This window comes from Vibrio sp. 10N.286.52.C3, from assembly GCF_041468865.1.
In the GTDB taxonomy this organism is placed as follows: domain Bacteria; phylum Pseudomonadota; class Gammaproteobacteria; order Enterobacterales; family Vibrionaceae; genus Vibrio; species Vibrio crassostreae_C.
On sequence record NZ_JBFRJM010000016.1, the window covers coordinates 92,606 to 116,246 of the forward strand.

The following is a 23,641-nucleotide window of genomic DNA, read 5'->3' on the forward strand; positions in this document are numbered from 1 at the left end:
TTGTCTAACTCATCAAAGCTAACCAACACGTTTTAGTGGTTGCTTTTCCAGCTTGGATCCACGGCTGCCTGACTGAAGTCTAGAGGGTCACTATTTGGGGTCGCTTGTCTCTCTGTTGATGCTTGCTCGGAATTAGGTTGTTGGCTGTAATCAACATTCGTATCTTGAGCACTCGCCGTTTGAGTATCTAGATGGCTCGCATCTACTTTTAATGCCTCACCTTCTTCATCAGACGCTTCTTTCACTTTCTTAGGGATCGGTATATTGCGCTTGTAGAGCTTATTGAGCGCTTTAATGATTGAATGCTTAGTGATCGCTTCTTGAGTCAACTTAGTCATGATCGGCTTAGTCAGAGCTTGTAAGCCCACGACGGCATCGACACCCAGTTCACCACCAACTTTATCCCGCAAATGCTTCGCTTCTGAGTAGCCAAAATGAGCAGACAAAAATAGCCAGATATAAGCAATCGCGTTGCCGTGTTCACCATGGTCAATCCAAGCTTCGCCAGCTCTAAACATGGCTTCTGCACTGTTCTTTTCTGCGGCAGTTTCAAACCAGTACACCGCTTCGCCGTGATTCGGTTCAACACCAACACCGTTCAAATAGCTCATACCCAGTTTGATCTTGCCGTCTAGGTTGTTTTTTTCAGCGGCCTTTTGGTACCACTCGACAGAGCTTTCAGCCGAGTAATCTGGATTCTCTTTGTCTAGGCACCAGTCACCCATGAATAGCATCGCTTCGGTATTACCACCTGCAGCTGACTCTTCGATGTAAGTGTAACCTTTAGGGATATTCTTATCCGTACCGCGACCAAACACGAGCGCTTTACCCATCTCAAATTTCGCAACCAAATCATTATCCAGTGCAGATATCGCAAGCTGCCAAAAATTGGCTTTTTCTCTTAAAATCAGGTCTTCTTTGCGCTTCATACTGAGTCGCACAACGCCATACATACCGTTGATATTATCTAAATGAGCCGCTTTGTCATACCAATACAAAGCTTCTTTAATATTGTTACGTTCAGCCTCTTTCGCTAAATACAAAATCGATGGCGTATGGCCTGTTTCAGCCTTAAAGTGGCGTTCTTTTTGTTCTTGTATTCGAGCCTTTTCAATCGCCTTTCGGTAAGCAACTGCTCGCGCTTTTCGTTCTTGCTCTAACCGTTGCTTTCTTAGCGATAAAGAAATCAGCCAAACGGCCACAAGTATTAACGAAAGAGCCGTCGCACCAATTGCGATTCCCATTGTACTCATAAAATATATTAACCTAACTCGGCTGATACAAATCTCTATATCGAGGTGTCATCAACCATAGTGAATGTTTCGAATTATAGGGAAAAGCGCCGTTATTGACACGTTCCGCCCCAAAATGAACTTAGTTCAGTATCTCAGGAATACATAGCGATAAAAAGTCTACTTAGACCTATCCTTATGCACTCCATAAATGGTGTGATCTTGCTTCAATAGAGTTCGATAATGAAGACCACCTTTGAGCAAAATAATCTTAAAAAACGACAACGAAATTGATGAATACCTATCAGCAATTTCGTGTCGCTGTAGTTAGTTCAGTTGACCGTATATGTAAGCCAGTTCAGCAACCGTTTTAGCAGAAAATTTCTTCATTAAACTCGCTCGGTGTACTTCTACCGTTCTCATCGCGATACATAATTCATCGGCAATTTTCTGGTTACGTTTGCCGTCGATAATCTGCTTAAGAATATCGATTTCTCGCTCAGTTAACGACGCATACGCTTGGCGATAAACATTCATGTGTAAATGCTTTTCAGAAGCATCCAAACCTTGTTTGATTGCCTCAGCTAACTCACTGCCTTTAACTGGCTTTTGAAAGAAGTTCACCGCACCGGCTTGCAATGCCTCGACCGCCATTGGTACATCACCGTGACCCGTCAGATAGATCACCGACAGTGGGCTCTGCGCCTTCACCATCAACTCATGAACTTGCTGCCCTCTCATTTCGGGCATTCTACTATCCAATACCACGCATCCTGGAACACTCAGATCCACTGCACCCAAAAAGCTCGGGCCATCTTCATAGGCTGTCACCTTGAAATCGTGCTCTTCCAATAAGAACACCAATGAGTCACGCATCGACTCATCGTCATCAACCACATAGACCGGCAACGTTTGATGAAGTTCAGGCATAACAAGATTCCTTATCAATCATTTGAAAGAGAAAAAGGTAACGTCACTGCGACGTGACAGCCGTGAGGAGTTAATGATTTGATGGCCATTTGGCCGCTATGGTCTTCAATCACATCTTGGCAAATCGCAAGCCCTAACCCCAAGCCGTTTTCTTTGCTACTCACAAAGGCTTGAGTGACTTGTTGCTCGGTGAAATCTAAGCCCGTGCCGTTATCGATAACCGACAGCATCATTTTATCCGGTTGATACTCGGTAATCACTTTAATTGTTGGTGGTTCGCTGTTTTTGTTATCAATATCAGACGCAGCGCTTTGTTCGCGATGCTGTTGTGCGTTACACGCGTCCGTCGCATTGTTGATCAAATTTACAACCACCTGCTGCAATCCGACAGGGTCAACATGTAGCGTGATAGGTTTACCCACGACATAACGTTCAATGGTTATCTTGTGTTTCTCTAATCGAAATTGCAGTAGCTCGATGGTATCTGTAAGAAGCACTTCTATATCAGTTTGAGATTTATCTGATGAGCGTTTTTTGATCATGTTTCTCAAGCGCTGGATGATCGCATCAGCACGGTCCACTTGCGACTGGATCTTCTCAAATACAGGCTCTATGTCAGTCAGCGGTTTGTTCTTCGAAATCCGCAGTAAACCACCTTCGCTATAATTCCGAATTGCTGCCAGAGGCTGATTAATCTCGTGTGCCAAGCTACTTCCCAGTTCACCAACTACCGCGATACGTTGTGAGTGCTCTAGTTGTTCACTCTTACTTTTCAGCTTGTACAGCGTCGCTTCTAGTTGCTTTTTGCTGCTACTGAATTTGTATTCTAGCCAGAAGTGGTAAGCATTCAGCGACACGACAAGAATAAAGAACGCCCATGCCCACTGTTGATTGTACTTGAGCCAGATTAACGCTTCTTTCCACCAAGGTTGTTGCAGTGGATGCATGTCGAGTTGTTGATATAGCTTGTCGATCGACAGCAAGCTTGTCGGTGACGTCCAGCCCGATGCATTCGCTGCAATGGCTGGCGCACTGCTTTTTGGCATCGCAAATAACACCTGACTCATTTGTTTCGCCAGTGCCGAAGACGCTCGCTCTGTTTTGGCAAACGACCAGTTAGGGTACAACGGTGTAGACACCTGACATCGGACCCCTTCTGGTGCTTGATTCTCGATAACACGATATTGACCCGCCACCAGCAAACCTTCGCTGATCATGCTCTCGACCAAACACGCAGGCACCACCGCAGCTTCAATGTGCCCTTCACGTAGTTGATACAAGCTAGCATCAATAGGGAAACCTAAGAACTGAGTATTAGAGAAAAAGTGATTGGGGTTGAGCCCTTGTTGCATCACTTGGTAACGCATAGTGAGGTAACCACCAAAAGCATTTTCAGAGACTGCCGCAATCGGCTTACCGCTAAGTTGTTCGAGAGAGATATAAGGCGACATTCTTCTCACCACCAAGGCGGAACCAATGCTGCGTGTATTACTTGAGCCTTGAGCTTCAAAGTTATGACTGGTCATGGTCGCCATCCAAGAAAGCGCATACTGGCGTCCTAATCGAACCGCCTGACCGGGGTTGGTGATAACAAAATCAACAGTCACATCTTTTACCGCTTCGGCCATCTCTTCCAAGTTGAAAGGCTTGAGAACAAAGTGTTTTCCGGGAATGCGCTCCGACAGCCAATCCATCGTCGGCTGCCAACGCTGCTGTGCGGAAAGCTTACCTCGAGTCGCCAACACGCCAACTTCTATGATTTGCTCAGACCCAACAGTGCTTGTCGTTGCAATATCTTGCTCCGATTGAGCCGCTAAACACGCGCCTGCGGTTAGGCTCAACCAACAAAGGCCAACGATTGTCATTAGGTTTCTGACTGTCACTGAAATCTCTTTCTCCAAACGGACTGTTTATTCAATTTATTCTCGATTCATTTTATGTCAGCGGCGTGTTTCGCGCTTAGCTCATGCTTGAGCGCCTTAAATAAGCCTCTAAAACAAAGCATAACAGCTAGATAGCGAAAACCACATTTGTTCTAGATCAAGTTTGATCTGGGTATGTGGAAATCCACAATACCCCGTGAACGGTCAAAAACTGACAATGAGCCTAACAGATCGAATACCCATTTATAGGTACCTCTATGGACTCATTGAAAAGACGGTTTCTCAGCCAATTCGGCAAGGTTTCCGCTGGTGCTGCGCTCATTCCCATTGCCGGAATCAACACCGCAGTCGCAAGCACAGCCATTCGCAATAACAACCAACCTGACCGCAAAGGCAAAATAGGCAAACGCTACGCCATGGCGATTGATTTACGTAAGTGCGTTGGCTGTCAGGCGTGCACTGTTGGCTGTAGCGTTGAAAACCAAGCGCCAATTGGCCAGTTCAGAACCACCGTAAAACAGTATGAAGTCTCCCTTGATGATGGTTCGACGGCTCAACAAGACGTGAAATCATTCATGTTACCTCGCCTATGTAATCACTGTGACAACGCCCCCTGCATCAAGGTTTGTCCAGTTCAAGCGACCTTCCAACGCGAAGACGGTATTGTCATGGTCGACAACGAACGCTGCGTAGCCTGTGCTTACTGTGTTCAAGCTTGTCCTTACGATGCTCGTTTCATTAATAACGACACCCTTACCGCAGACAAATGCACCTTCTGTGCACACCGCCTTGAAGACGGCTTACTGCCTGCTTGTGTAGAAACCTGTGTCGGTGGCGCGCGTGTCATTGGCGACCTTAAAGATCCAAACAACGAGATCAACCGTCTGCTCAATGAAAACCAAGACGACATCAAGGTGCTTAAGCCAGAGCAGAATACCAACCCCCATGTTTTCTATATCGGCATGAACGAGCGATTCGTTAGTCACATTGAAGGCCAACCTGCGATTTATGATCCAGCCGCCATCGATAACTCATCCTCTAGCAAACAAGAATTGGCAATCGCGACACAAGGCAAACAAGGAGAGACAGCATGAATATCACTGAGGTGTTAGTCCCCGCTCAAGAGATCGCTTGGCTACCGTGGGCGGTTCAATATTTCTTCTACATAGGTTCAGCCTACGCGGCCGCTATTTTGTTCTTGATTGCACTGATCTTTAAAAACTCAACCAGTCACCAATTCCGTTCTGCCCTTGTGCTTGTGATGGCCATTGGCGCGATTGTTGGACCATTAGCATTAACCGGTGACTTGCACCAACCCGGACGTGCGTGGCACTTCTATGCTCATATTACGCCTTGGTCATGGATGTCATTGGGCTCTTTGTTTCTACCTTTATTTTCTGGTCTGGCTGTCACGACGGCTTGGGTTTACCTGCGTGACGACATCGCACAGCTTAAACAAAGTGAAAACCCATTTCTAAAACGTTTGTCTTGGCTGACGCTAGGTAAATGGCAAATATCATCAAAGCTGATGATTGCACTCGCTGCTGTGACGGCTATTTCGGGCCTAAGCATCGCGCTTTATACAGGCGCAGAGATTGCGATTTTGGCGAGCCGACCGCTTTGGCATCAACCGGCTTCTCCACTACTTTGGTTCACGACCGCATTCTTTGCTGCAACGGGTTTAACGCTGTTGATTTGGGCTCTTCTGCCTTCAAGCAAGCCAAGCTTAAAACCAACAGACCTAGCTCTGATACAAAGAACCATTACCTTAACGGGTGGCCTTGCCATCATTCTCACGTCGATTTGGGCATCTAACCATGGTCACTTCAGCCTGTATGAGAATGACGCTTGGGGCATCAATTTAGGCATTATGACCACCAGCATTTTGCTGTGCATGATCTTGGTTCTACCACTGCAACGCCTATCGCAAAGTAAGCTAGGAATTATCTGTGTTGCGCTTGCGACCATAGTTTCTGCATGGGCGGTACGTTGGGTCACCATGATGGAAGTTCAAACCATTCCACGTTTCGATGTTGGCCCATTCCCTTATGAACTGCCGATGGGTAGCGCAGGATTACTCGGCATTGTTGGTATGTGTGGTCTTTGGTTAGCACTTGCGTTGTTCGCCTCTGAGATCGTGTCTACTGGTTCTACACGAACAACTGGTTCTGCACCAAAGACAACATCGAAGCCAAACCAAAATACACCTTCACCACTTAACCGCTCACATAGCTTGTAGTCTGAGGAATCATCATGGATAACAAACGTCGTCAATTTTTAAAAGCAGGCCTTGCTGCCGGTGGTGTTGGAGCTTTTGCTGCAGGTTATGCGACAACCACAAAACACATGGTTCACGGTGCTATCGATGGCACCGCGGGTAAGAAAACCAACCACATCCATCACGGTAATTCGCTAGAGACGGAATACAGTGTCGATGAGCAAGGTAAGATCTCGCCGAATCCAAACCAACGCGTTGCACCATCAATGTGTTTTGGTTGCTGGACACTGTGTGGCTTGCGTGTACGTATCGATAATCGCAATGACGAGATCTTGCGTATCTCAGGTAATCCGTATCACCCACTATCAAGTGATCAGCAGATCCCGTTCAAAACACCGGTAAAAGACGCCTACATTGGCTTGTCTGGTGAGTCAGGCATCAATAACCGCTCGACAGCCTGTGCCCGTGGTAACGGCATGTTGGAGATTCAAAACAGCCCATACCGAATCACTCAACCGTTAAAACGTGTTGGTAAACGAGGTGAAGGCAAGTGGGAGCCGATCAGCTACGAACAACTTATCTCTGAGATCACCGAGGGTGGTGACTTATTCGGTGAAGGTAAAGTTGAGGGCTTACGATCGATTCGTGACATCGAAACACCACTCGATCCAAACAACCCTGAATACGGACCAAAAGCCAACCAACTGCTTGTGACCAATGCCGGTAATGAAGGCCGTGACGACATCTTGAAGCGCTTTGCATTTAACAGCTACGGCACACGCAACTTTGGTCACCACGGCTCTTACTGTGGCTACGCATTCCGTGCAGGTTCTGGCGCGATCATGAACGATCTAGACAAGTTCTCGCACCTAAAACCCGACTTCAACAACGCAGAGTTCATTCTTTTCATCGGCATGTCTCCAGCTCAAGCGGGTAACCCGTTTAAGCGCCAAGCGAGACAATTGGCTGAGGCTCGTACCAACGGAAAACTGAGCTACACCATTGTGACTCCAAGCCTTCCGGCAGGATCGTCAAGCCTTGCGGCGGGCGATCGCAACAACTGGCTACCGATCAAACCGGGCACCGATTCAGCATTAGTTCTGGGCATGATCCAATGGATCATCGACAACCAGCGCTACAATCACGACTTCTTGTCTCGCCCAAGTGCGCAAGCGATGAAGCAAGCAGGCACCACACACTGGTGTAATGCATCTCACCTTGTGATCAGTGACGAGTCGCACCCACAAAATGGGCGTATGCTTCGTGCATCGGATATAGGGTTGCTAGAAACAGGCGAACCGATGTCTGACGATGACGGATTTATCGCACTTGATGTGACAACGTCACTATTAGCATCACATCTTCAGGTGAATGAAGCGGCTCTGTTCGTCGATCAAGACGTAGAAGTTGATGGTCAGACTGTTCGTGTTAAGTCTTCTCTACAAAGATTGAAGGAAGAAGCCTTCAAATATGACCTTGCATACTACAGTGAGCAGTGTGAGATCCCGCAGGACCAAATTATTGCGCTAGCGAAACGCTTTACCAGTTACGGGACGAAAGCAGTCGTGGATACTCACGGTGGCAACATGCACACCAACGGCTTCTACAACTCGTTCTCTATTCTGATGCTGAACGCGCTGATCGGTAACATCAACGCGAAAGGCGGTGCGATGGCGAAAGCGGGCGGCTACCCGACTTCGGTTGCTGGTCCACGTTACGACTTTACCAAGTTTAAAGGTAAGACTAAGCCTCAAGGTGTATTCTTGTCCCGCAGCAAGTTCCCGTATCAAAAAACTAGCGAATACAAACGTCGCGTTGCCGCAGGCGAGTCACCTTACCCGACCCGCGCGCCGTGGTACCCAATATCAGCTCCGCTTTTAACTGAGCACTTATCAGCTGCGATTGACGGTTACCCTTACCGCGCAAAAGCGTGGATCAACCACATGGCGAACCCACTTTATGGCGCTCCGGGTTTAGATAACTTACTAGGCGATAAGCTGAAGGATCCAAAGCAGCTTGGTTTGATCGTGTCTATCGATGCCTTCATCAATGAAACAACAGCATTATCAGATTACCTAGTGCCAGACACAGTGACCTATGAAAGCTGGGGCATGGCAACCCCGTGGCATGGCGTTGCAACTAAAGCGATCACTGCTCGTTGGCCGATTGTTGAGCCTAAAACCTCACGCACTCAAGACGGGCGCGCCATTAACCTAGAGAATTTCTTTATTGATGTGGCAAAAACACTGGGCTTAGGTGGCTTCGGCGACAACGTAATCAAAGACAACCAAGGTAACTGGCACGGTATTCATAGCGCTGAAGACTTCTACCTGCGCTCGGCTGCTAACTTGGCGTTCGTAAAAGGTGGCGTGCCGAATGTAGACGCGGAAGATATTGTTTGGTCTGGTCTAGAGCGCCTTATACCTGTAATGAACAAAACGCTTAAACCAGAAGAGATGCTCAAAGTGGCGTATATCTTTGCGCGTGGCGGTCGTTTTGAAGACGCAACCAATGCCTACACCAATGAAACTATGAAGTACAAATGGACCAAACCTTTGGCTATCTGGAATGAAAAGCTGGGTACCTCTCGCAACACCATCAGTGGCGAACAGTACATGGGTTGCCCGACATGGTATCCACAAAAACTGGCAGACGGCACGCCTTTGGCTAAACAGTTCCCAGTAACAGAGTGGCCATTTACGCTAACTAACTTCAAGTCCAATATTCACAGTGCGGTATCGAATTTGTCACCACGCTTAGAATCCATCAAGGGGGTAAATCCGGTTTACATCCACCCGCAAGACGCCTCTTCTGCAGGCATCAAAACCGGTGACGTATTTGCCATTGAAACACCGAGTTCAACCACACACGCGTTGGCGATGGTGATTGATGGCATCAAACCGGGCACATTAGGCTTTGAACACGGCTTTGGCCACAAAGAGCTCGGTGAGCGTGCACACTGGATTGGTGACACACAACAACCAGTGAAGATGAAGTCAAACGATGGCGTTAATATCAATGATATTGGTTTAATTGACCCAACGAGAGAAGGCAAAGGCGTCATGTTGGATTGGGTGGTAGGCGCAGCAGCAAGACAAGCGCTTCCGGCTAAGATCTACAAAGTCTAATCAGTGATCCAATACTTATTCATTCCTGAATAGGAACGCAGCAGAGCAACTTCGTCATTCGAAGTTGCTCTGCTTTTTAACAACCAATACATCGGCAGCATTCAATCCGTAATATTCAATCCAACCCGCAAACTCTCTTCACTTCTATTCTCTTTGCTTCTCTTCACCGTAACTTTTTTAGCCAGCCCCCATAAAGCAGCTATGCTTATACAATCGGTGCCATAAAAGAGCCTTAACAAGCAGTTATACCGAGGCGAACATGGCAGTTCCCTTGCATTTCATAAACGGCAGTTGGATCAACCTATCGAAGTTCACATCAATACCATTATGGTAACTGAGGTTATTAATGTGAGACTCACCTCAAGTTCCAAGTGAATTAATGTGGAAATCCACAATAGCGCGAACAACCAATTATGTCGAAAATGCGTGCATTACAACCAATAGCGACGCCTCATGACTAAGCTGACAATTAAAACTCAAACTCTAACGCTTTGCATCGCTGCTCTAGGAAGCCTTTCTTTATCCGCTTTTGCACAAGCAGCACCCAATCCAATGCCAGAAGCCGCAGAAACTTGTAGCGGCTGCCATCAAGCCGACGGTAAAGGCATGCCCAACATTGCCCCTATGCTTGCAGGGCTCAATGCTGACTATCTAGAACATCAACTGGTTCTGTTCTCAAGTGGTGAGCGTCAAAGCGCGATCATGAAGGGAATGGCTGACGGTGTATCTGATCCCGCTGTTCGTCGTGAGGTCGCAGAATACTTTGCATCACTACCTTCATACGAATTTACCGATTTAGAGCAGCGCGGCTCACAGGCTGATATCGATAACCCCTATCGTAAACTTGTATTCCAAGGCGATTGGGATAGAAACATTCCAGCCTGTGCAACCTGTCATGGGCCAAGCGGTATGGGCGTGGACAAATTCCCGCGCCTAGCAAGCCAGCATGCCGACTACATTCAAACTCAGCTCAACGCTTGGAAAAATGGGACTCGTAAGGGTGATGATTTGAACATGATGGGTAATATCGCGGGCAAGTTAACCGACGATGAGATCGAAAACCTGTCTTACTACTTCGCCTCTTTCCGATACTAAAGGGCTCGCATGAAAACATTACTTCTAATTACCGCAACCCTTGCCTCTGGAATCGCTTATGCCGAAGCAGAGTTGCCCGATCGCCAAACCGAACTGCCAGCCGTTGAGAAGCCTCAAGATAACAAATATCTGGTGCCACGAGACTTGGTTGATATCCCTGCTGGGGAATTTGGCGACAAAGTAAAATTGGGTTATTCGCTGTTTGTCGATTCACAACAGATGCGTGGTACGTTCGTCGGCAATGAACAAAACTGTGTAAACTGTCACATGCAAGCGGGCATGAAGCCTAACGCAGCACCTCTTTGGGGTGCGTACATGGCCTACCCTGCGTATCGTTCCAAGAACGACAAGGTAAACAGCTACGCAGAACGTATCCAAGGTTGCTTCACCTACTCAATGAATGGCCTGCCACCGGCTGAGGGTTCAAAAGAAATAGTCGCACTAACGGCTTATTCATACTGGCTGGCGATGGGGGGAATCTTAGACAAGAACGGCATGCAAGACACACCCGTTCCTGAGATCAGCGATGCTGATTTACAAATTGGTGGTAAAGCTGAAAGCTTCCCTCTTCCAGAAGAACTGTTAAGCAAATACCCAATCGATGACCGCAGTAAACTTGCCGGTCGTGGCTACCCTAAGATTGCAAACCCTGAACAAGAACCCTCAATCGCTCGTGGTGAAAAGGTTTACCAAACCAGCTGCCAAACCTGTCATGGTCAAAATGGTGAAGGTATTAAAGGGGCGGATGGTCGCTCATACCTACCACCTCTTTGGGGCGAGAATTCGTTCAACTGGGGTGCAGGTATGCACCGTGTAAATACAGCAGCCTACTTCATCTACGAAAACATGCCGCTAGGGAAGAGCGAACAGCTTTCAATTCAAGATGCGTGGGATGTGGCCGTATTTGTGAACAGTCATGAACGCCCACAAGATCCTAGATACAAGGGTGATGTTACCGGCAATGCTAAGCGTTACCACAACCACCAAGGTTACTATGGTAAAGAAGTCGACGGTAATGTACTGGGTTCAAAAGCCTACCCAAGTGGTAAAGAAGTGATTCATGAGCATTGATAGACATTAGTAAAAGAGCCATTCACGCCAGATATAGCTAAGCTTTACATTGTAAATCAGCTATAGCCGGAGGAATAAAAAGGAGCCAGATCGTTCGACGTTCTGGCTCCTTTTTTATGTTTGAACGATTAGAGATTCAGCTAATCTTGCTGCATCTTTTCCCAAATGGTCGGAGAGCCAATATAGTCTTGAACCGTAGTGATGAATTCTTTGACTAGTTTGGTTTGCTTACGGTGCGGATAGACAGCGTAGATTGCGGTATCAATCGTAGAGATCGGATAATCCGGCAGTAAAGTGACCAAGCCAAGTTCTTTCATTGAGGCATACAGGTTTGATTGATCAAGGAAGCCATAACCTAGACCATCTTTCACACAAGACACCATAGTACGAACATCACTCACCTTATAGTTGCCACGAATCGTTAGGCTCTGGAAGGTATTACCTCCCGGCTCTTCACTAATGCGCAGATGGTCGACCGTCATATCACCATTGGTATAAATCACCGCAGGTAGAGCGAGTAGATCTTGTGGCGTTTTCGGTTCACCGTGCTGCTTCACAAAATCGTTTGACGCGACCAACATGAAATTACTGTCGGCAATCTTCTTCGCAATCAAATTCGATTCAACAAGCTTACTGAAGCGAAACGCGATATCAAACTGCCCTGCAATGATATTGGCGATCTTATCGTCTAGTGAAAGTACGATCTGAACATCTGGGTACTTTCTCATGAACTGAGTGATGATAGGTTGCAGATATTGCTGCCCAAAATAGATCGGTGAAGTAATTCGTAGCACGCCTTTTGGCTCTGACTGGTATGAATCTGCAATGCCTTGAATCTGATTGATGGTGTCTTTCAGTACATAGGTTTGTGCGAGAATATCTTCCCCTGCCGACGTCAACGAAAACGAGCGTGTAGAGCGGTTCAGCAGCTGAACACCTAAATCTTGCTCGAGCTTTTTGATCTGTTTAGAGAGCGATGAGTTGTCCATGTCATGCAAAGTTGCCGCTTTGGTAAACGACCCTTGTTGAACCACATCTAAGAACAATAACAACTGATTGGTATTTGGCACTGCGCCTCTCCTGAAATAAAACTCGACTAACGTTCGTCTTTGGGTGTGTCCATAACAACCATGGTCGTAATGGATTGAACCTGAGCACATTCCCCAAGCACATCGGCATGAAACTTCTTATAGCCCGGTAGATCTTTGGTTTCTACCCTTAGCAAGTACTCGTTGGCACCGGTAATGTTGTGACACTCCACCACCTCCTTTTCCATACTGACGTGCTGCTCAAACTCCAGCTGAGCCGCTTTGCTGTGGCTCGATAACCCAATCGAAACGTAAGCAATAAAACCGACACCCATCAGGCCATTGTCCAGAACCGCGCGGTAACCTTGAATGATACCTTTACGCTCAAGATCCTGTACTCGCCTTAAGGTCGCTGAAGCCGACAAGCCAATCCGTTCTGAAAGCTCAATGTTGGAGATTCTGCCGTCCAATTTAAGCTCTTGCAATATCCTTTCGTCAAATCTATCCATAAGTACTTATTATTGTGCATTTAGTGATAATAGAGGAAATAAAAGCACATAATTGCCTCACTTTCCACCTACTATGTTTCTCAACACGTGAAAGTCATGACCGGTCAGTCACTTCGTTCATTTTTTGCTGGAGAACCATAATGCCTTTAGAACAACTTAGCGCACTTGCCTTGTTTGCGTTCGTCTCGACCTTCACACCAGGTCCAAATAACATCATGCTCATGACATCAGGAGCAAATGTTGGCTTTGCCCGTACTATTCCGCACATGCTTGGCATTGCTCTAGGGTTTGCAGCCATGTTGCTGTTGGTTGGCTTCGGTTTAATGGGCATTTTCAACGCTTATCCGGTTACTCACCAAATCTTGAAATACCTAAGCCTTGCTTACCTCGTGTACCTTGCAATTAAGATAGCATTGAGCGGCAAAGCCAAAAGCACCGAGGCTTATAAGCCAATGACCTTCATCGGCGCGGCAAGTTTTCAGTGGGTGAACCCGAAAGGTTGGTCGATGGCGCTGACGGCAATTTCAGTCTATAGCAGCGGCAGTTCATGGTGGGAGCTTGCGATCATCGCAGGTATCTTCACGCTCGCCAACTTACCATCCGTGACATTCTGGACAGCGGCAGGTAAACAACTGCAACACTGGTTAACAACACCAGTCCGTATCAAAAGCTTCAACTACGGTATGGCAGGCTTGCTGTTAGCCTCAACGATTCCGATGTTATAACAAAATAGCTTTCCTATGATGGTTAGTAAGTGATTACTAGCCATCAATTTCATTACAAGTATCCAATAACCTCGCTAAGCCAACGTCCAAACGTCGCCTGCCCGCTCGGGGTTAGTGTCCACACAAACGCCGCAACATTCACTGCCACTGTCACCCAATATATGGCTCTGAACGGCTGCTTCTGCGTTTTATGACGCAGCTTATCTTGAGCAATCAACGCCCCTAGCCAGCCACCAGCAACAGAAAAAATATGCAGAGTTTTCTCTGGCACACGCCAATTGCCATTGATCGCTGCTCGCTTGTCCTTCGCGTACACAAAAAACGTCACGAAACCGATAACCAAATACCACACCAACAGCGCTTTAGAACTTTCCGCAAACAACACAGACACCGCCACCAGAACCAAATAGGTGATAACGATTTGAATAGATGAAGACAACATGACTCCTTTTGAGCAACAGCTCACATACTGTAGCAATTACGCCCTGTAGATTTTGATAAGGATGAGCAAGGCATATTGTAATTCGGTTAGCCTGCAAAGAATAAACAAGCCCTTTCATCCCTACATAACATGATGGAAGTTAAAGGAATTATAAATATGTACAACCAAAAGTACGCCATCTACCAAGTTTTTACGCGTTTATTTGGCAATAAAAACACCCAACATGTTCCATGGGGCACAATCGAGCAAAATGGCGTCGGTAAGTTCAGTGATTTTACCGACAAAGCGCTGTCTGAAATCCGCAAACTCGGTATGACTCATATTTGGTATACCGGAGTGCCACATCACGCCATCATCAATGATTACAAACACATCGGGATTTCAGACGATCACCCGAGCGTGGTAAAAGGCCGTGCAGGATCACCTTATGCGGTAAAAGATTACTACTCAGTCAATCCAGACCTCGCTGAGAATCCTGATCGCCGTTTGGAAGAGTTCGAGGCACTCATCAAAAGAAGTCACGACAATGGTTTAAAAGTGATTATCGATATCGTACCGAATCACGTTGCGCGTCATTATAAAGGCTTAAACAACCCAGAAGGTGTCAGTGACTTCGGCGCTCAAGATGACACAACGCTGGAATACCACAAAGACAATAACTTCTACTATATTCCCAACAGCACCTTTGAATTGCCAGACATAGAGCCCGCCTTTACGCCGCTAGGTGGTGAACAGCACCCTAGCCTAAGCTCCCCGTTTATAGAGACGCCAGCCAAATGGACGGGCAATGGATCACGCTTAGCTAAACCTAATTTCGACGATTGGTATGAAACCGTAAAGATTAATTACGGTGTGCGCCCTGACGGTTCAAAAGATTTCCCTAAGCTACCCAAAGGCTATGTACAGCGTGACCACCTAGACCATTACCACTTCTGGGAAGGCGTGGATGTGCCAGACTCTTGGATTAAATTCCGAGACATCGCCTTGTTCTGGTTAGACAAAGGCATTGATGGATTCCGTTACGACATGGCTGAAATGGTGCCAGTTGAGTTTTGGAGCTACCTCAACTCATCAATAAAGATGAAAAACCACGATGCCTTTCTGATGGCAGAGGTGTATCAGCCGGACTTGTACCGTGAATACATTCACTTAGGCAAGATGGACTACCTCTATGACAAGGTAGATCTGTACGACGGCCTCAAAGCCATCATGCAAGGCAAGGCTTCAACGGCAATCATCCCTGAAATCCAACATCAAATGCACGACATTGAACATCATATGCTGCATTTTTTGGATAACCATGACGAGCAACGAATCGCCTCACCAGAGTTTGTAGGCAATCCACATATCGCAAAGCCTGCGATGCTAGTTAGCGCTCTATTGAGCAGCTCTCCAACCATGATCTACTTTGGGCAAGAAGTCGGCGAACCCGGTGCGGAGAACGCTGGCTTTGGACAACCCTCACGAACTTCCATATTTGACTACATCGGAGTCCCACAACACCAAAAGTGGATGAACCACGGCGCATTCGATGGCGGGCTATTAGACGAAAACGAAAAGCAGCTGCGTCACTTCTATCAAAAGGTAATGAACTTTTCGCTTGAGCATACTTCAATGACGGGGCAGTACCTAGACTTACACCAGAGCAATAATTTGAGTGATTCGGTTTACGCATTTCTGCGCTATGACAACCAAGAGTTGACAATAGTTGCTGCGAATTTCAGCCAACATGTCACCGAGAATATTCACTTAACCGTTCCAAGTGATGTTATACAAACGCTCACAATCGCTGATGACAGTTACTTGTTAGATGAACATATTGAAGGCATTCAACAACAGGTATTAAAAGTTGAGGAAAGTATTGGCCGTTTTAGTCTTGATCTAAAGCCACTAGCTTCGTTGGTTTGGGTATTTCCCTTATCTGAATAGGATATTTATTATTAATTCCCAAAAAGCCTGAGTTTTAATTAATTGATAAATAACTTAATTCCCACATTAAATTAACGTCACCTCAATTCGATACCTTCCTCACATTAATAAGGATGAGCTCTCATCCTTATTATCTACTCCCATCCTCTACGCCTTCTACTATTGATATTAAACATATGAGTTATTGATCCAATAAATTTAACTTAAACCAAATACAAAGCGTGATATTGACACTAGGTTTCCTATTTTTATATATTAAAAATAACTTTATACATAGCCATCACAAATAGTTGACCATCGTTAAGACTAGGATATTCATCTTCATAAAAAGTGAAATATGGATATCAAAACGTGAACAACATAAATATTAATAAAATTATCTCTCTACGAAATACCTTCAACAATACCAAAAAGAAGAGCTTCAAACGCTCTACATTGGCCAAAGCAATGTTACCGCTCTTCACCGCTACTTTGATCGCGGGTTGTGGTAGTGATAATGATAGCGACAACGGTACAGCCCCTGGCAACAGTGGTTTATACCCTGCAGCTGAAAACGAAGTCGTTATTTACTACAAACGCGATGTTGCCGCTGCCAGCTCATCTGGCTCTACTTACGACGGTTGGGGACTTCACCTGTGGAATGGCGAAGGCTGTACCAGCACAGACTTAGTCGGCATGGGGTTGAGTGAAACCGGAACCGATTGGAACAGCCCTTACGAATACGATGGTATCAGCGATACTTACGGTGCCTATTATGTGTTGAAAGTTGACCCAGATGCCTCTGACCCACACAAATGCATGAACTTCATCTTGCACAATGGTGATGAGAAAGCATTTGGCAGTGCGAACTCAAAAGTCGAGTTAACTAAGCTTGGCGATTCACAAGGCGTATTTGGTTTCCATGGCAGCAGCGAGTTGTACTACGACCCAATTTCAGAGCGCCCAGTCAATATTGATGGTCAAAAAGCACACTGGCTAGATGCAACCACAATTGGTTGGGAAGCGGCTAGCAATGCAGACTCTGTGAAGCTTTTCTATGCACTAGACAACAGCATCACAATGAACGATGACAAAGAGATTGTCGGTGGAACTGCAATTGAACTAAGCAAAGACGGAGAACTATCTTCTGAATTGAAAGAGCGTTTCCGACACCTTGCAAGCTTACCTGCCCTAGCTATCGATGTTGACGACAGCACACTTCGCACTATTTTAAAATCTCAGATAATTTTTGTTGCCTACAATGCCAATGGCGATGTTATCTCTTCAACTGAGGTTCAAAAACCTGGTGTGCTTGATGCGGTATTTGCTAGCGAAGATGCTGGTAATGCAATGGCTGAAGAACTAGGCGCAATTGTTGAAGGCAGTGCGGCGACCTTCAAGCTTTGGGCACCAACCGCGCAAGATGTAGAGCTAGTTCTTTACAGCGAAGACCTGAAAAGCTCACAAGTTTTTCCAATGACAGAAAGCACTGAGACGGGTATTTGGGCGACTGACGCGGTACCTAACGCTGTCAACAGTTACTATCGCTACCAAGTGAAGGTTTACCACCCAACCACAGGCAACATTGAGACTCGCCTAGTGACAGACCCATACTCTCTCAGCTTATCGAAGAATTCGGCATACTCTCAAGTGATTGACCTAAATGATTCAACCTTGAAACCAGCGAACTGGGACAACTACCAACGACCAACCGTAGAAAAAGACGAAGACCACGTACTTTACGAATCACACCTACGTGACTTTAGCTTCAGCGATAAGCTCGGCACAGCTAGCCTAAATGGCAAGTACCTCGCTCTTACAGAAGCCGATCGTGAGTCGGTCAAACACCTACAAGCTCTCCAAGAAGCAGGTTTAACTACGCTGCATATCTTACCAGCATTTGATATCGCTACCGTCGATGAAGATGCCGCGAGCCGTGTTGATATCACCGACACCGTAGGAAAACTGTGTGATGTAAAACCGACAGCTACCTTATGTGGAAGCGAAGACGAAAACAAAGTCATCGAAGACGTACTCGATGGTTATGACCCTTCAACGGGTGACGCACAAGCATTAATGAATGACCTTCGTATGCTTGATAGCTTCAACTGGGGCTACGACCCATTCCATTACACAGTGCCTGAGGGAAGTTACGCGACCGATCCTAATGGTTCTCAGCGTATTCTCGAATTCCGTCAGATGGTCAAAGCTACGCACGACATGGATCTTAAGCTGATCATGGACGTGGTATACAACCACACCAATGCGTCTGGTGTGAACGATAAGTCGGTACTGGATAAGATTGTCCCTGGGTACTACCACCGTCTTAACGTCAACACTGGTGGCGTAGAAAACTCGACTTGTTGTGACAACACTGCGACCGAAAACCTGATGATGGGTAAATTGATGGTCGACTCACTTAAGGTGTGGGCTGACGACTACAAAGTGGATGGTTTCCGTTTTGACTTGATGGGCCACCAGCCAAAAGATGTAATGGTCGAAGCATTGGAAGAAGTGCGCAAAATCGACCCGAATACTCTGTTCTACGGGGAAGGCTGGGACTTTGGTGAAGTCGCCAACAACGCCCGCTTCGATCAAGCAAACCAAATCAATATGGCAGGTACAGAAATCGGTACCTTCTCAGACCGTTTGCGTGACGCCGTTCGTGGTGGTAGCCCATTCGATGGTGGTGTCGACTCAGAAGGCAACCACCCACTTCGCTTTAACCAAGGCTTTGGTAACGCAGCGATTGCCAACGAAGAAACCAAAGTTGATCAAGATTCGATCAATGGTCGTTTACATAACCAAGACCTTGTTCGTTTAGGTATGGCAGGTAACCTCGCTGAATACGTACTGATTGATTACAAAGGCGATACCAAACTGGGTAAAAACGTTGATTACAACGGCGCGCCAGCTGGTTACACCAAGATGCCTTCCGAGAACATCTCTTACGTTTCCAAACACGATAACCAAACACTTTGGGATAACAACGCTTACAAGATCGCCACTGGTACTAGCTCTGCAGAGCGTGCGCGTATGCAGTCTGTATCGCTTTCTACCGTGATGCTAGGCCAAGGCATACCATTCATCCATATGGGTTCTGAACTGCTACGATCTAAGTCTATGCAGCGCGATTCTTACGATTCTGGTGACTGGTACAACCGCGTCATGTTTGATGGGACGGACAACAACTGGAATGTTGGCTTACCTCGTGAAGATAAAGATGGTGCCAACTGGGATCTGATCAAAACAATCATTGCTGACAGCGCGGCTAAACCAGACTCAGACGACATTGAGCTGACTAAGCAGCAATTCCTAGAGCTATTAAAGATCCGTAGCTCAAGCGAACTGTTCCGCTTAGATACAGCTGACGAAGTTATGAAGCGTGTCGACTTCCGTAACGTTGGCGAAGATCAAGTCGAAGGCCTGATTGTCATGTCGATCGATGATGGCGTGTCTGCGGGCGAAGACCTTGACCCTGCCAATGATGCGATTGTCGCAGTTGTAAACTCAACGAATGAATCTCAATCGTTCAAAATCACGGGAGCAACCGGCTTTACACTTCACACCGTTCAACAGAGCTCTGAAGATGACATTGTAAAAGGTGCAAGCTTCGCCGCTGAAACCTTCACAGTCCCTGCACTAACCACCGCTGTATTTGTACAAGCTCAAGGCGATGCACAAGGCGCTGGTTTGCCGGTTGATAACTCAGACAAGGATGTATCTAGCATTCCTCCGTACGGTCAAACAACCGTGTACGTGCGTGGTGATATGAATGGTTGGAACCCTGTTGATGCTTGGGCAATGAACTTTGTCGCTAATGGTGTTTATTCTGTGACAGGCAACTTGGAAGCGGGTAACTATGGCTTCAAGTTTGCTGATGCTGATTGGGTATCACCTAACTTTGGTTGCGATTCTGTAGAGCTTGCAAGCGGGTCAATCGATATTGGCACAGGTGGCAATTGCCAATTGAGCGTAACGGAAGCGGGCAGCTACACCTTCACCTTGAATGCCATTCACGAGCTTGACGACAATGTAGACAAAGCTGTGGTATCTGTCACTAAGAATTAAGCTCCAAGCTTAGGTTCAAGTAACAGATAATAAAACAAGCGAAAGCTAGCCTTTGGGAGACGTCAGTCTCCCTTTTTTACAACTATTGAACCCAGCAGATTTAAGCAAATAATAAACAACTGCATCGCCCATTAAAATTCGGGGCATTTCCAACCATACTTTATAGCCCCTACATTCGATTACATGGCTGAAAACTTAGAACTAAAGGGAAAGGATATTCCTTAGAACCGTTAAAACCAAATCTTAACGATATATCATAGTAGGAATGCCGCTCTCCCTTAAGTGAACAGAATTAATCCTGGCAGCCTTTTTTGAAGGGTTACGCCCTACAATTACGATTAAAATACATTCAATTCTCGATGTAATATTCTATCAACAGCAAAACACCGCAGTTGTTTGCGGTGTCGTTAAATTTTGATTAGGAAAACTTCCATGAACCGTAAACATATCATCAAAACCATCCAAATGGGCATCGTGACTACAGCATTGATGGGCGGGATGGCTTTGGCTAATACCACTGATCTTGTAGAATCTACCGACGCTGCTCGCGCCCTGGCACATACTCCTAGCACTGCAACAACGCAACAAATACAAGCTGAAAATGCCGCGCACAAACAGGCACTGCAAACACTTGAAAGCAACGGTAATGTTGATCAATATATGGAAACGGATAAAGCAGGGGAAACGACTACTGGTCACGTATCAAAATGCGAAAATACAGAAGTCCCTTTAGGCGAGAAAGTTGCTGAACATTGCAAATAAAAAGCATATACATTAAAGCGGTATTCGATAGGGTTCCTTAGAAGATGCTAACCGATGCTTAACTTACAAGCATTGCACTTTTAAAGGAACCCTTTATCTATATTACTTGGCGTTGACGGCTCGCACAAAGGCTTCTTGTGCACCTTCAATACCAAGGGCTTTTGCTTCATCTAATAAGCTAAGTGCTTTGGGAATATTGTCTGCGTCTACTGCTGCTTGAATGGCATTATGGTAGTAAGTTTGTGTTTCTGGTTGAATAGTCTCAACCTTAGCTGCTGCCGCTGGTTTAGCGTTAGATTCACTGCTAGAGCCAAATGAGAAGAAGCCCACTCTATCAATAGTCACTTCAATCTTACCGACATTCGCGTTTGGAACGGGGATGTCTTCTACTTCTGGCAGGTAGTTACCGCGGCCTTCCGCATCTAAACGTGCAGGGTGAATGACATCAGTAAAACCACCAAGATCTTCTTGCTCTGTATAGATAACTAAGTAAACAGATTCAGCAGTTGTCGGTGGGTAAAAATCATTTTCTGCAACAAGACGGTTGCCCAAATGCAACCTAGGCTTCGCGTATTCGAAGCTCTCTTTGCCATAACGCTCTAACTCGCGACCGTTTTTATCGTAAATCACGGCATTCGGCACAAATGCTGTATCACCGATCATGCTGGTGATCTTAATAGAGTATTCACCGCGATCCGCTGGTAGCTCGATCGCTACTACAGGGCTGTTTATACCCTGATAGTTTAAAATTTGACTGTCTGGTGTTACATCGAAAATTGCCGAGCTTGGAAGCTTCATCGGGGCAAATTGAAGACCAGCAATAGAGTTAACTTGTTCAGCCTGTGCCACTTGCACTTGCTCGACTACTTGTGCAGATTGACAACCGGCCAATGCAACACAACCACTCAACATTAGAGCTTTAAAATACATAACCCTTCCTTCTTGTTATTTTTTTAAGAAATTTACTAACTTTAATTACCACAAAGAGAACTATTCACCTAGGGAACGATCAACTTAATCGTACATTCCTTAAAAAAATAGCCGACGCGAGCCGGCTATGAATTAGGACAGTTTAGGATTTGTTAAGCTAAGTGTTTACCACCAAGCTTCAGCTTGGATACCGAACACGTACTCAGTATCGTCGCCGTTGAATGCATCTTTGTTTTCAGTATCTAGGATGTAAGAACCGTAAACACGAATTTCAGGACGAGCCCAGAAGCTGTCACCCATAGCCCAAGCTTGAGCTACTGTGAACTTAGCGTTACCGAAATCTTCTTTAGCTAAACCGCTGTCTGAAATTTTCTCACCAGCATTGTAACCTGCTTCGAAGATAGTACGCATAGTGTCGTTCCACTTGAACATTGGACGAGCAACTACAGAGTACTGGTCGATATCAAAGTTTTTGTTTGTGTAAACGCCTGCAGCTTGACCACCGATGTCGCTACCAGATAGGTATGCTAGTTGGTGACCCATTTCCCAAGATTCGCCTAGGTTCATTACACCCCAGTTGATCAAACGGAAACCAGATGCATCGTTGAATGCTTCAGTACCACGAGCGTAGTATGTACCTGAACCCCAGAAGTTAGCCGCCTGAACACCGTAACCGTTAGTACCGTATTGAAGGATAGTTTGGTGGAAACCGTTATCCATACCTTGGTGAATGATCGCAGAAGCTAGTAGGCCATCATCCGCTTCTTCACTCTTATCATCAGAGTCAGTTGCAAAGTTGTACGCTAATGCTAGCTCTAGAGATGCATCTTGCCATAGGCCAATGTTCGCTAGACGAGCATCAAAAATGTAACCTGTAGACTCGTCGTGGTCACCGTCTTGAATCAGCGCAACAGAAAGCTTCTGGTCACCAATAGATAAGTTTTCAATACCACCACCGGTACCTGACGTGTTTAGGAAGTAAAAGTCAGTGATGTGGATATCTTTACGTTGGTAGTATGTTTTACCAGCCCAAAGCGTTGCTTCTTTGTCTGAAGCGATCACGCCTTTAGCTTTAACAGCAAATTGTGCAACGTTGAAATCACCGTCTTCCCAACCATTAGAACCGTTGTTGCCTTGAGCAATCATAGATTCTACGCGCCACGTTTGCTCGCCAGTTTTTAGTTCTTCAGCTAGACCAAACTCGTAGTAGTTGTCATTTTCGTTACCTAGACGACCAATACCGTTTTTATTTACTGATACGTCGCCGTTACCGTTACCGCTAATACCAGTACCAGCACGCATGTAGCCATTAAAATCTACAGCGAACGCAGAGCCAGCAGCTAATGTAGTTGCCACTGCAACAGCAATCAAACTTACTTTTTTCATTCTTAACTCCATTAAGGACGATTTATTTTAGGTTTTTATATTTTTGCTCTCTTGCGGCAACCAAAGGCAGTAATGGTAGTCGTAAGATAGAGAGGTTTAGGGTTTCCCCTGATTCGTTTCAACGGGGTCAATATTAAGAGGGGATGACAAGTTTGACTTCCTCCGCCCCTAAGTTAATTAAGGGGGACTAGAGGGGAGTAGAAAATATACAGAATGGTGTTTTAAAGAGGTAGATCACTTAATATAGGAGGAGTAGACAGCACACAGATCTAATTATTCAACATAAGTGAGATCTAGCTCAAATATATAATTTGAACTTCATC

At 46.0% G+C, this 23,641-nt stretch carries 17 protein-coding genes; 9 read left to right on the forward strand and 8 right to left on the reverse strand.

What is annotated here, in order from left to right; translation table 11 throughout:
• Window positions 1-32 precede the first annotated feature (32 nt).
• The 3 genes from AB4138_RS06865 to AB4138_RS06875 form a co-directional block, all read right to left on the reverse strand.
• Window positions 33-1,244: a tetratricopeptide repeat protein gene (locus tag AB4138_RS06865; RefSeq protein ID WP_372305466.1), complete on the reverse strand. Its 1,212-nt coding sequence runs from the start codon at window positions 1,242-1,244 to the stop codon at window positions 33-35.
• 315 nt (window positions 1,245-1,559) lie between these two features.
• Window positions 1,560-2,162 carry a response regulator transcription factor gene (locus AB4138_RS06870; protein ID WP_108151820.1) on the reverse strand — a complete coding sequence of 201 codons (603 nt, stop codon included), beginning with the start codon at window positions 2,160-2,162 and terminating at the stop codon, window positions 1,560-1,562.
• A gap of 14 nt (window positions 2,163-2,176) precedes the next feature.
• The gene (locus AB4138_RS06875; protein ID WP_372175091.1) at window positions 2,177-4,045 is read right to left on the reverse strand and encodes a PhnD/SsuA/transferrin family substrate-binding protein; all 1,869 of its coding nucleotides are present in this window, start codon (window positions 4,043-4,045) and stop codon (window positions 2,177-2,179) included.
• Between the two features lie 257 nt (window positions 4,046-4,302).
• Between AB4138_RS06875 and dsrO the strand changes: the two genes are divergently transcribed.
• The 5 genes from dsrO (at window position 4,303) to AB4138_RS06900 (ending at window position 11,557) form a co-directional block, all read left to right on the forward strand.
• Window positions 4,303-5,139 (forward strand): sulfate reduction electron transfer complex DsrMKJOP subunit DsrO, encoded by an 837-nt coding sequence (gene dsrO, locus AB4138_RS06880; RefSeq protein WP_372175090.1) that lies wholly within the window; start codon window positions 4,303-4,305, stop codon window positions 5,137-5,139.
• Window positions 5,136-6,284 carry an NrfD/PsrC family molybdoenzyme membrane anchor subunit gene (nrfD, locus tag AB4138_RS06885; RefSeq protein ID WP_017064228.1) on the forward strand — a complete coding sequence of 383 codons (1,149 nt, stop codon included), beginning with the start codon at window positions 5,136-5,138 and terminating at the stop codon, window positions 6,282-6,284. Before dsrO ends, nrfD begins: the two co-directional genes overlap by 4 nt.
• A 14-nt stretch (window positions 6,285-6,298) precedes the next feature.
• Complete coding sequence (locus AB4138_RS06890) at window positions 6,299-9,391, forward strand: tetrathionate reductase subunit A (RefSeq protein WP_372305422.1); 3,093 nt, start codon at window positions 6,299-6,301, stop codon at window positions 9,389-9,391.
• A 453-nt stretch (window positions 9,392-9,844) separates the two neighbouring features.
• Window positions 9,845-10,486, forward strand: coding sequence for a cytochrome c (locus AB4138_RS06895; protein WP_372175088.1), 642 nt, complete (start codon window positions 9,845-9,847; stop codon window positions 10,484-10,486).
• A 9-nt stretch (window positions 10,487-10,495) separates the two neighbouring features.
• Complete coding sequence (locus tag AB4138_RS06900) at window positions 10,496-11,557, forward strand: c-type cytochrome (protein WP_372175087.1); 1,062 nt, start codon at window positions 10,496-10,498, stop codon at window positions 11,555-11,557.
• 140 nt (window positions 11,558-11,697) lie between these two features.
• Here AB4138_RS06900 and AB4138_RS06905 read toward each other — a convergent pair whose 3' ends face one another.
• The gene (locus tag AB4138_RS06905) at window positions 11,698-12,627 is read right to left on the reverse strand and encodes a LysR family transcriptional regulator (RefSeq protein ID WP_017064224.1); all 930 of its coding nucleotides are present in this window, start codon (window positions 12,625-12,627) and stop codon (window positions 11,698-11,700) included.
• A 26-nt stretch (window positions 12,628-12,653) separates the two neighbouring features.
• Window positions 12,654-13,094, reverse strand: coding sequence for an Lrp/AsnC family transcriptional regulator (locus tag AB4138_RS06910; RefSeq protein WP_009845852.1), 441 nt, complete (start codon window positions 13,092-13,094; stop codon window positions 12,654-12,656).
• A gap of 140 nt (window positions 13,095-13,234) precedes the next feature.
• On the opposite strand from AB4138_RS06910, the gene AB4138_RS06915 reads away from it, so the two are divergent.
• A complete protein-coding gene (locus AB4138_RS06915) occupies window positions 13,235-13,819 on the forward strand; it encodes a LysE family translocator (protein WP_017058847.1) in 585 nt (194 codons plus the stop codon).
• A gap of 52 nt (window positions 13,820-13,871) precedes the next feature.
• Here the strand turns inward: AB4138_RS06915 and AB4138_RS06920 are convergent, their stop codons facing one another.
• Window positions 13,872-14,261 carry a DUF1294 domain-containing protein gene (locus AB4138_RS06920; RefSeq protein ID WP_017066606.1) on the reverse strand — a complete coding sequence of 130 codons (390 nt, stop codon included), beginning with the start codon at window positions 14,259-14,261 and terminating at the stop codon, window positions 13,872-13,874.
• A gap of 156 nt (window positions 14,262-14,417) precedes the next feature.
• On the opposite strand from AB4138_RS06920, the gene AB4138_RS06925 reads away from it, so the two are divergent.
• The 3 genes from AB4138_RS06925 (at window position 14,418) to AB4138_RS06935 (ending at window position 21,002) form a co-directional block, all read left to right on the forward strand.
• Window positions 14,418-16,190, forward strand: a complete 1,773-nt coding sequence (locus tag AB4138_RS06925; protein ID WP_372175086.1) for an alpha-amylase family protein — start codon at window positions 14,418-14,420, stop codon at window positions 16,188-16,190.
• 351 nt (window positions 16,191-16,541) lie between these two features.
• The gene (gene pulA, locus AB4138_RS06930) at window positions 16,542-20,240 is read left to right on the forward strand and encodes a pullulanase-type alpha-1,6-glucosidase (protein ID WP_372305426.1); all 3,699 of its coding nucleotides are present in this window, start codon (window positions 16,542-16,544) and stop codon (window positions 20,238-20,240) included.
• A gap of 432 nt (window positions 20,241-20,672) precedes the next feature.
• The gene (locus AB4138_RS06935; RefSeq protein WP_017058851.1) at window positions 20,673-21,002 is read left to right on the forward strand and encodes a hypothetical protein; all 330 of its coding nucleotides are present in this window, start codon (window positions 20,673-20,675) and stop codon (window positions 21,000-21,002) included.
• Window positions 21,003-21,104: 102 nt separating this feature from the next.
• Here AB4138_RS06935 and AB4138_RS06940 read toward each other — a convergent pair whose 3' ends face one another.
• Window positions 21,105-21,932: a MalM family protein gene (locus AB4138_RS06940; RefSeq protein WP_017058852.1), complete on the reverse strand. Its 828-nt coding sequence runs from the start codon at window positions 21,930-21,932 to the stop codon at window positions 21,105-21,107.
• 165 nt (window positions 21,933-22,097) lie between these two features.
• On the reverse strand, window positions 22,098-23,318 hold the full coding sequence (gene lamB, locus AB4138_RS06945; RefSeq protein ID WP_017058853.1) for a maltoporin LamB: 1,221 nt from the start codon (window positions 23,316-23,318) through the stop codon (window positions 22,098-22,100).
• Window positions 23,319-23,641 lie beyond the last annotated feature (323 nt).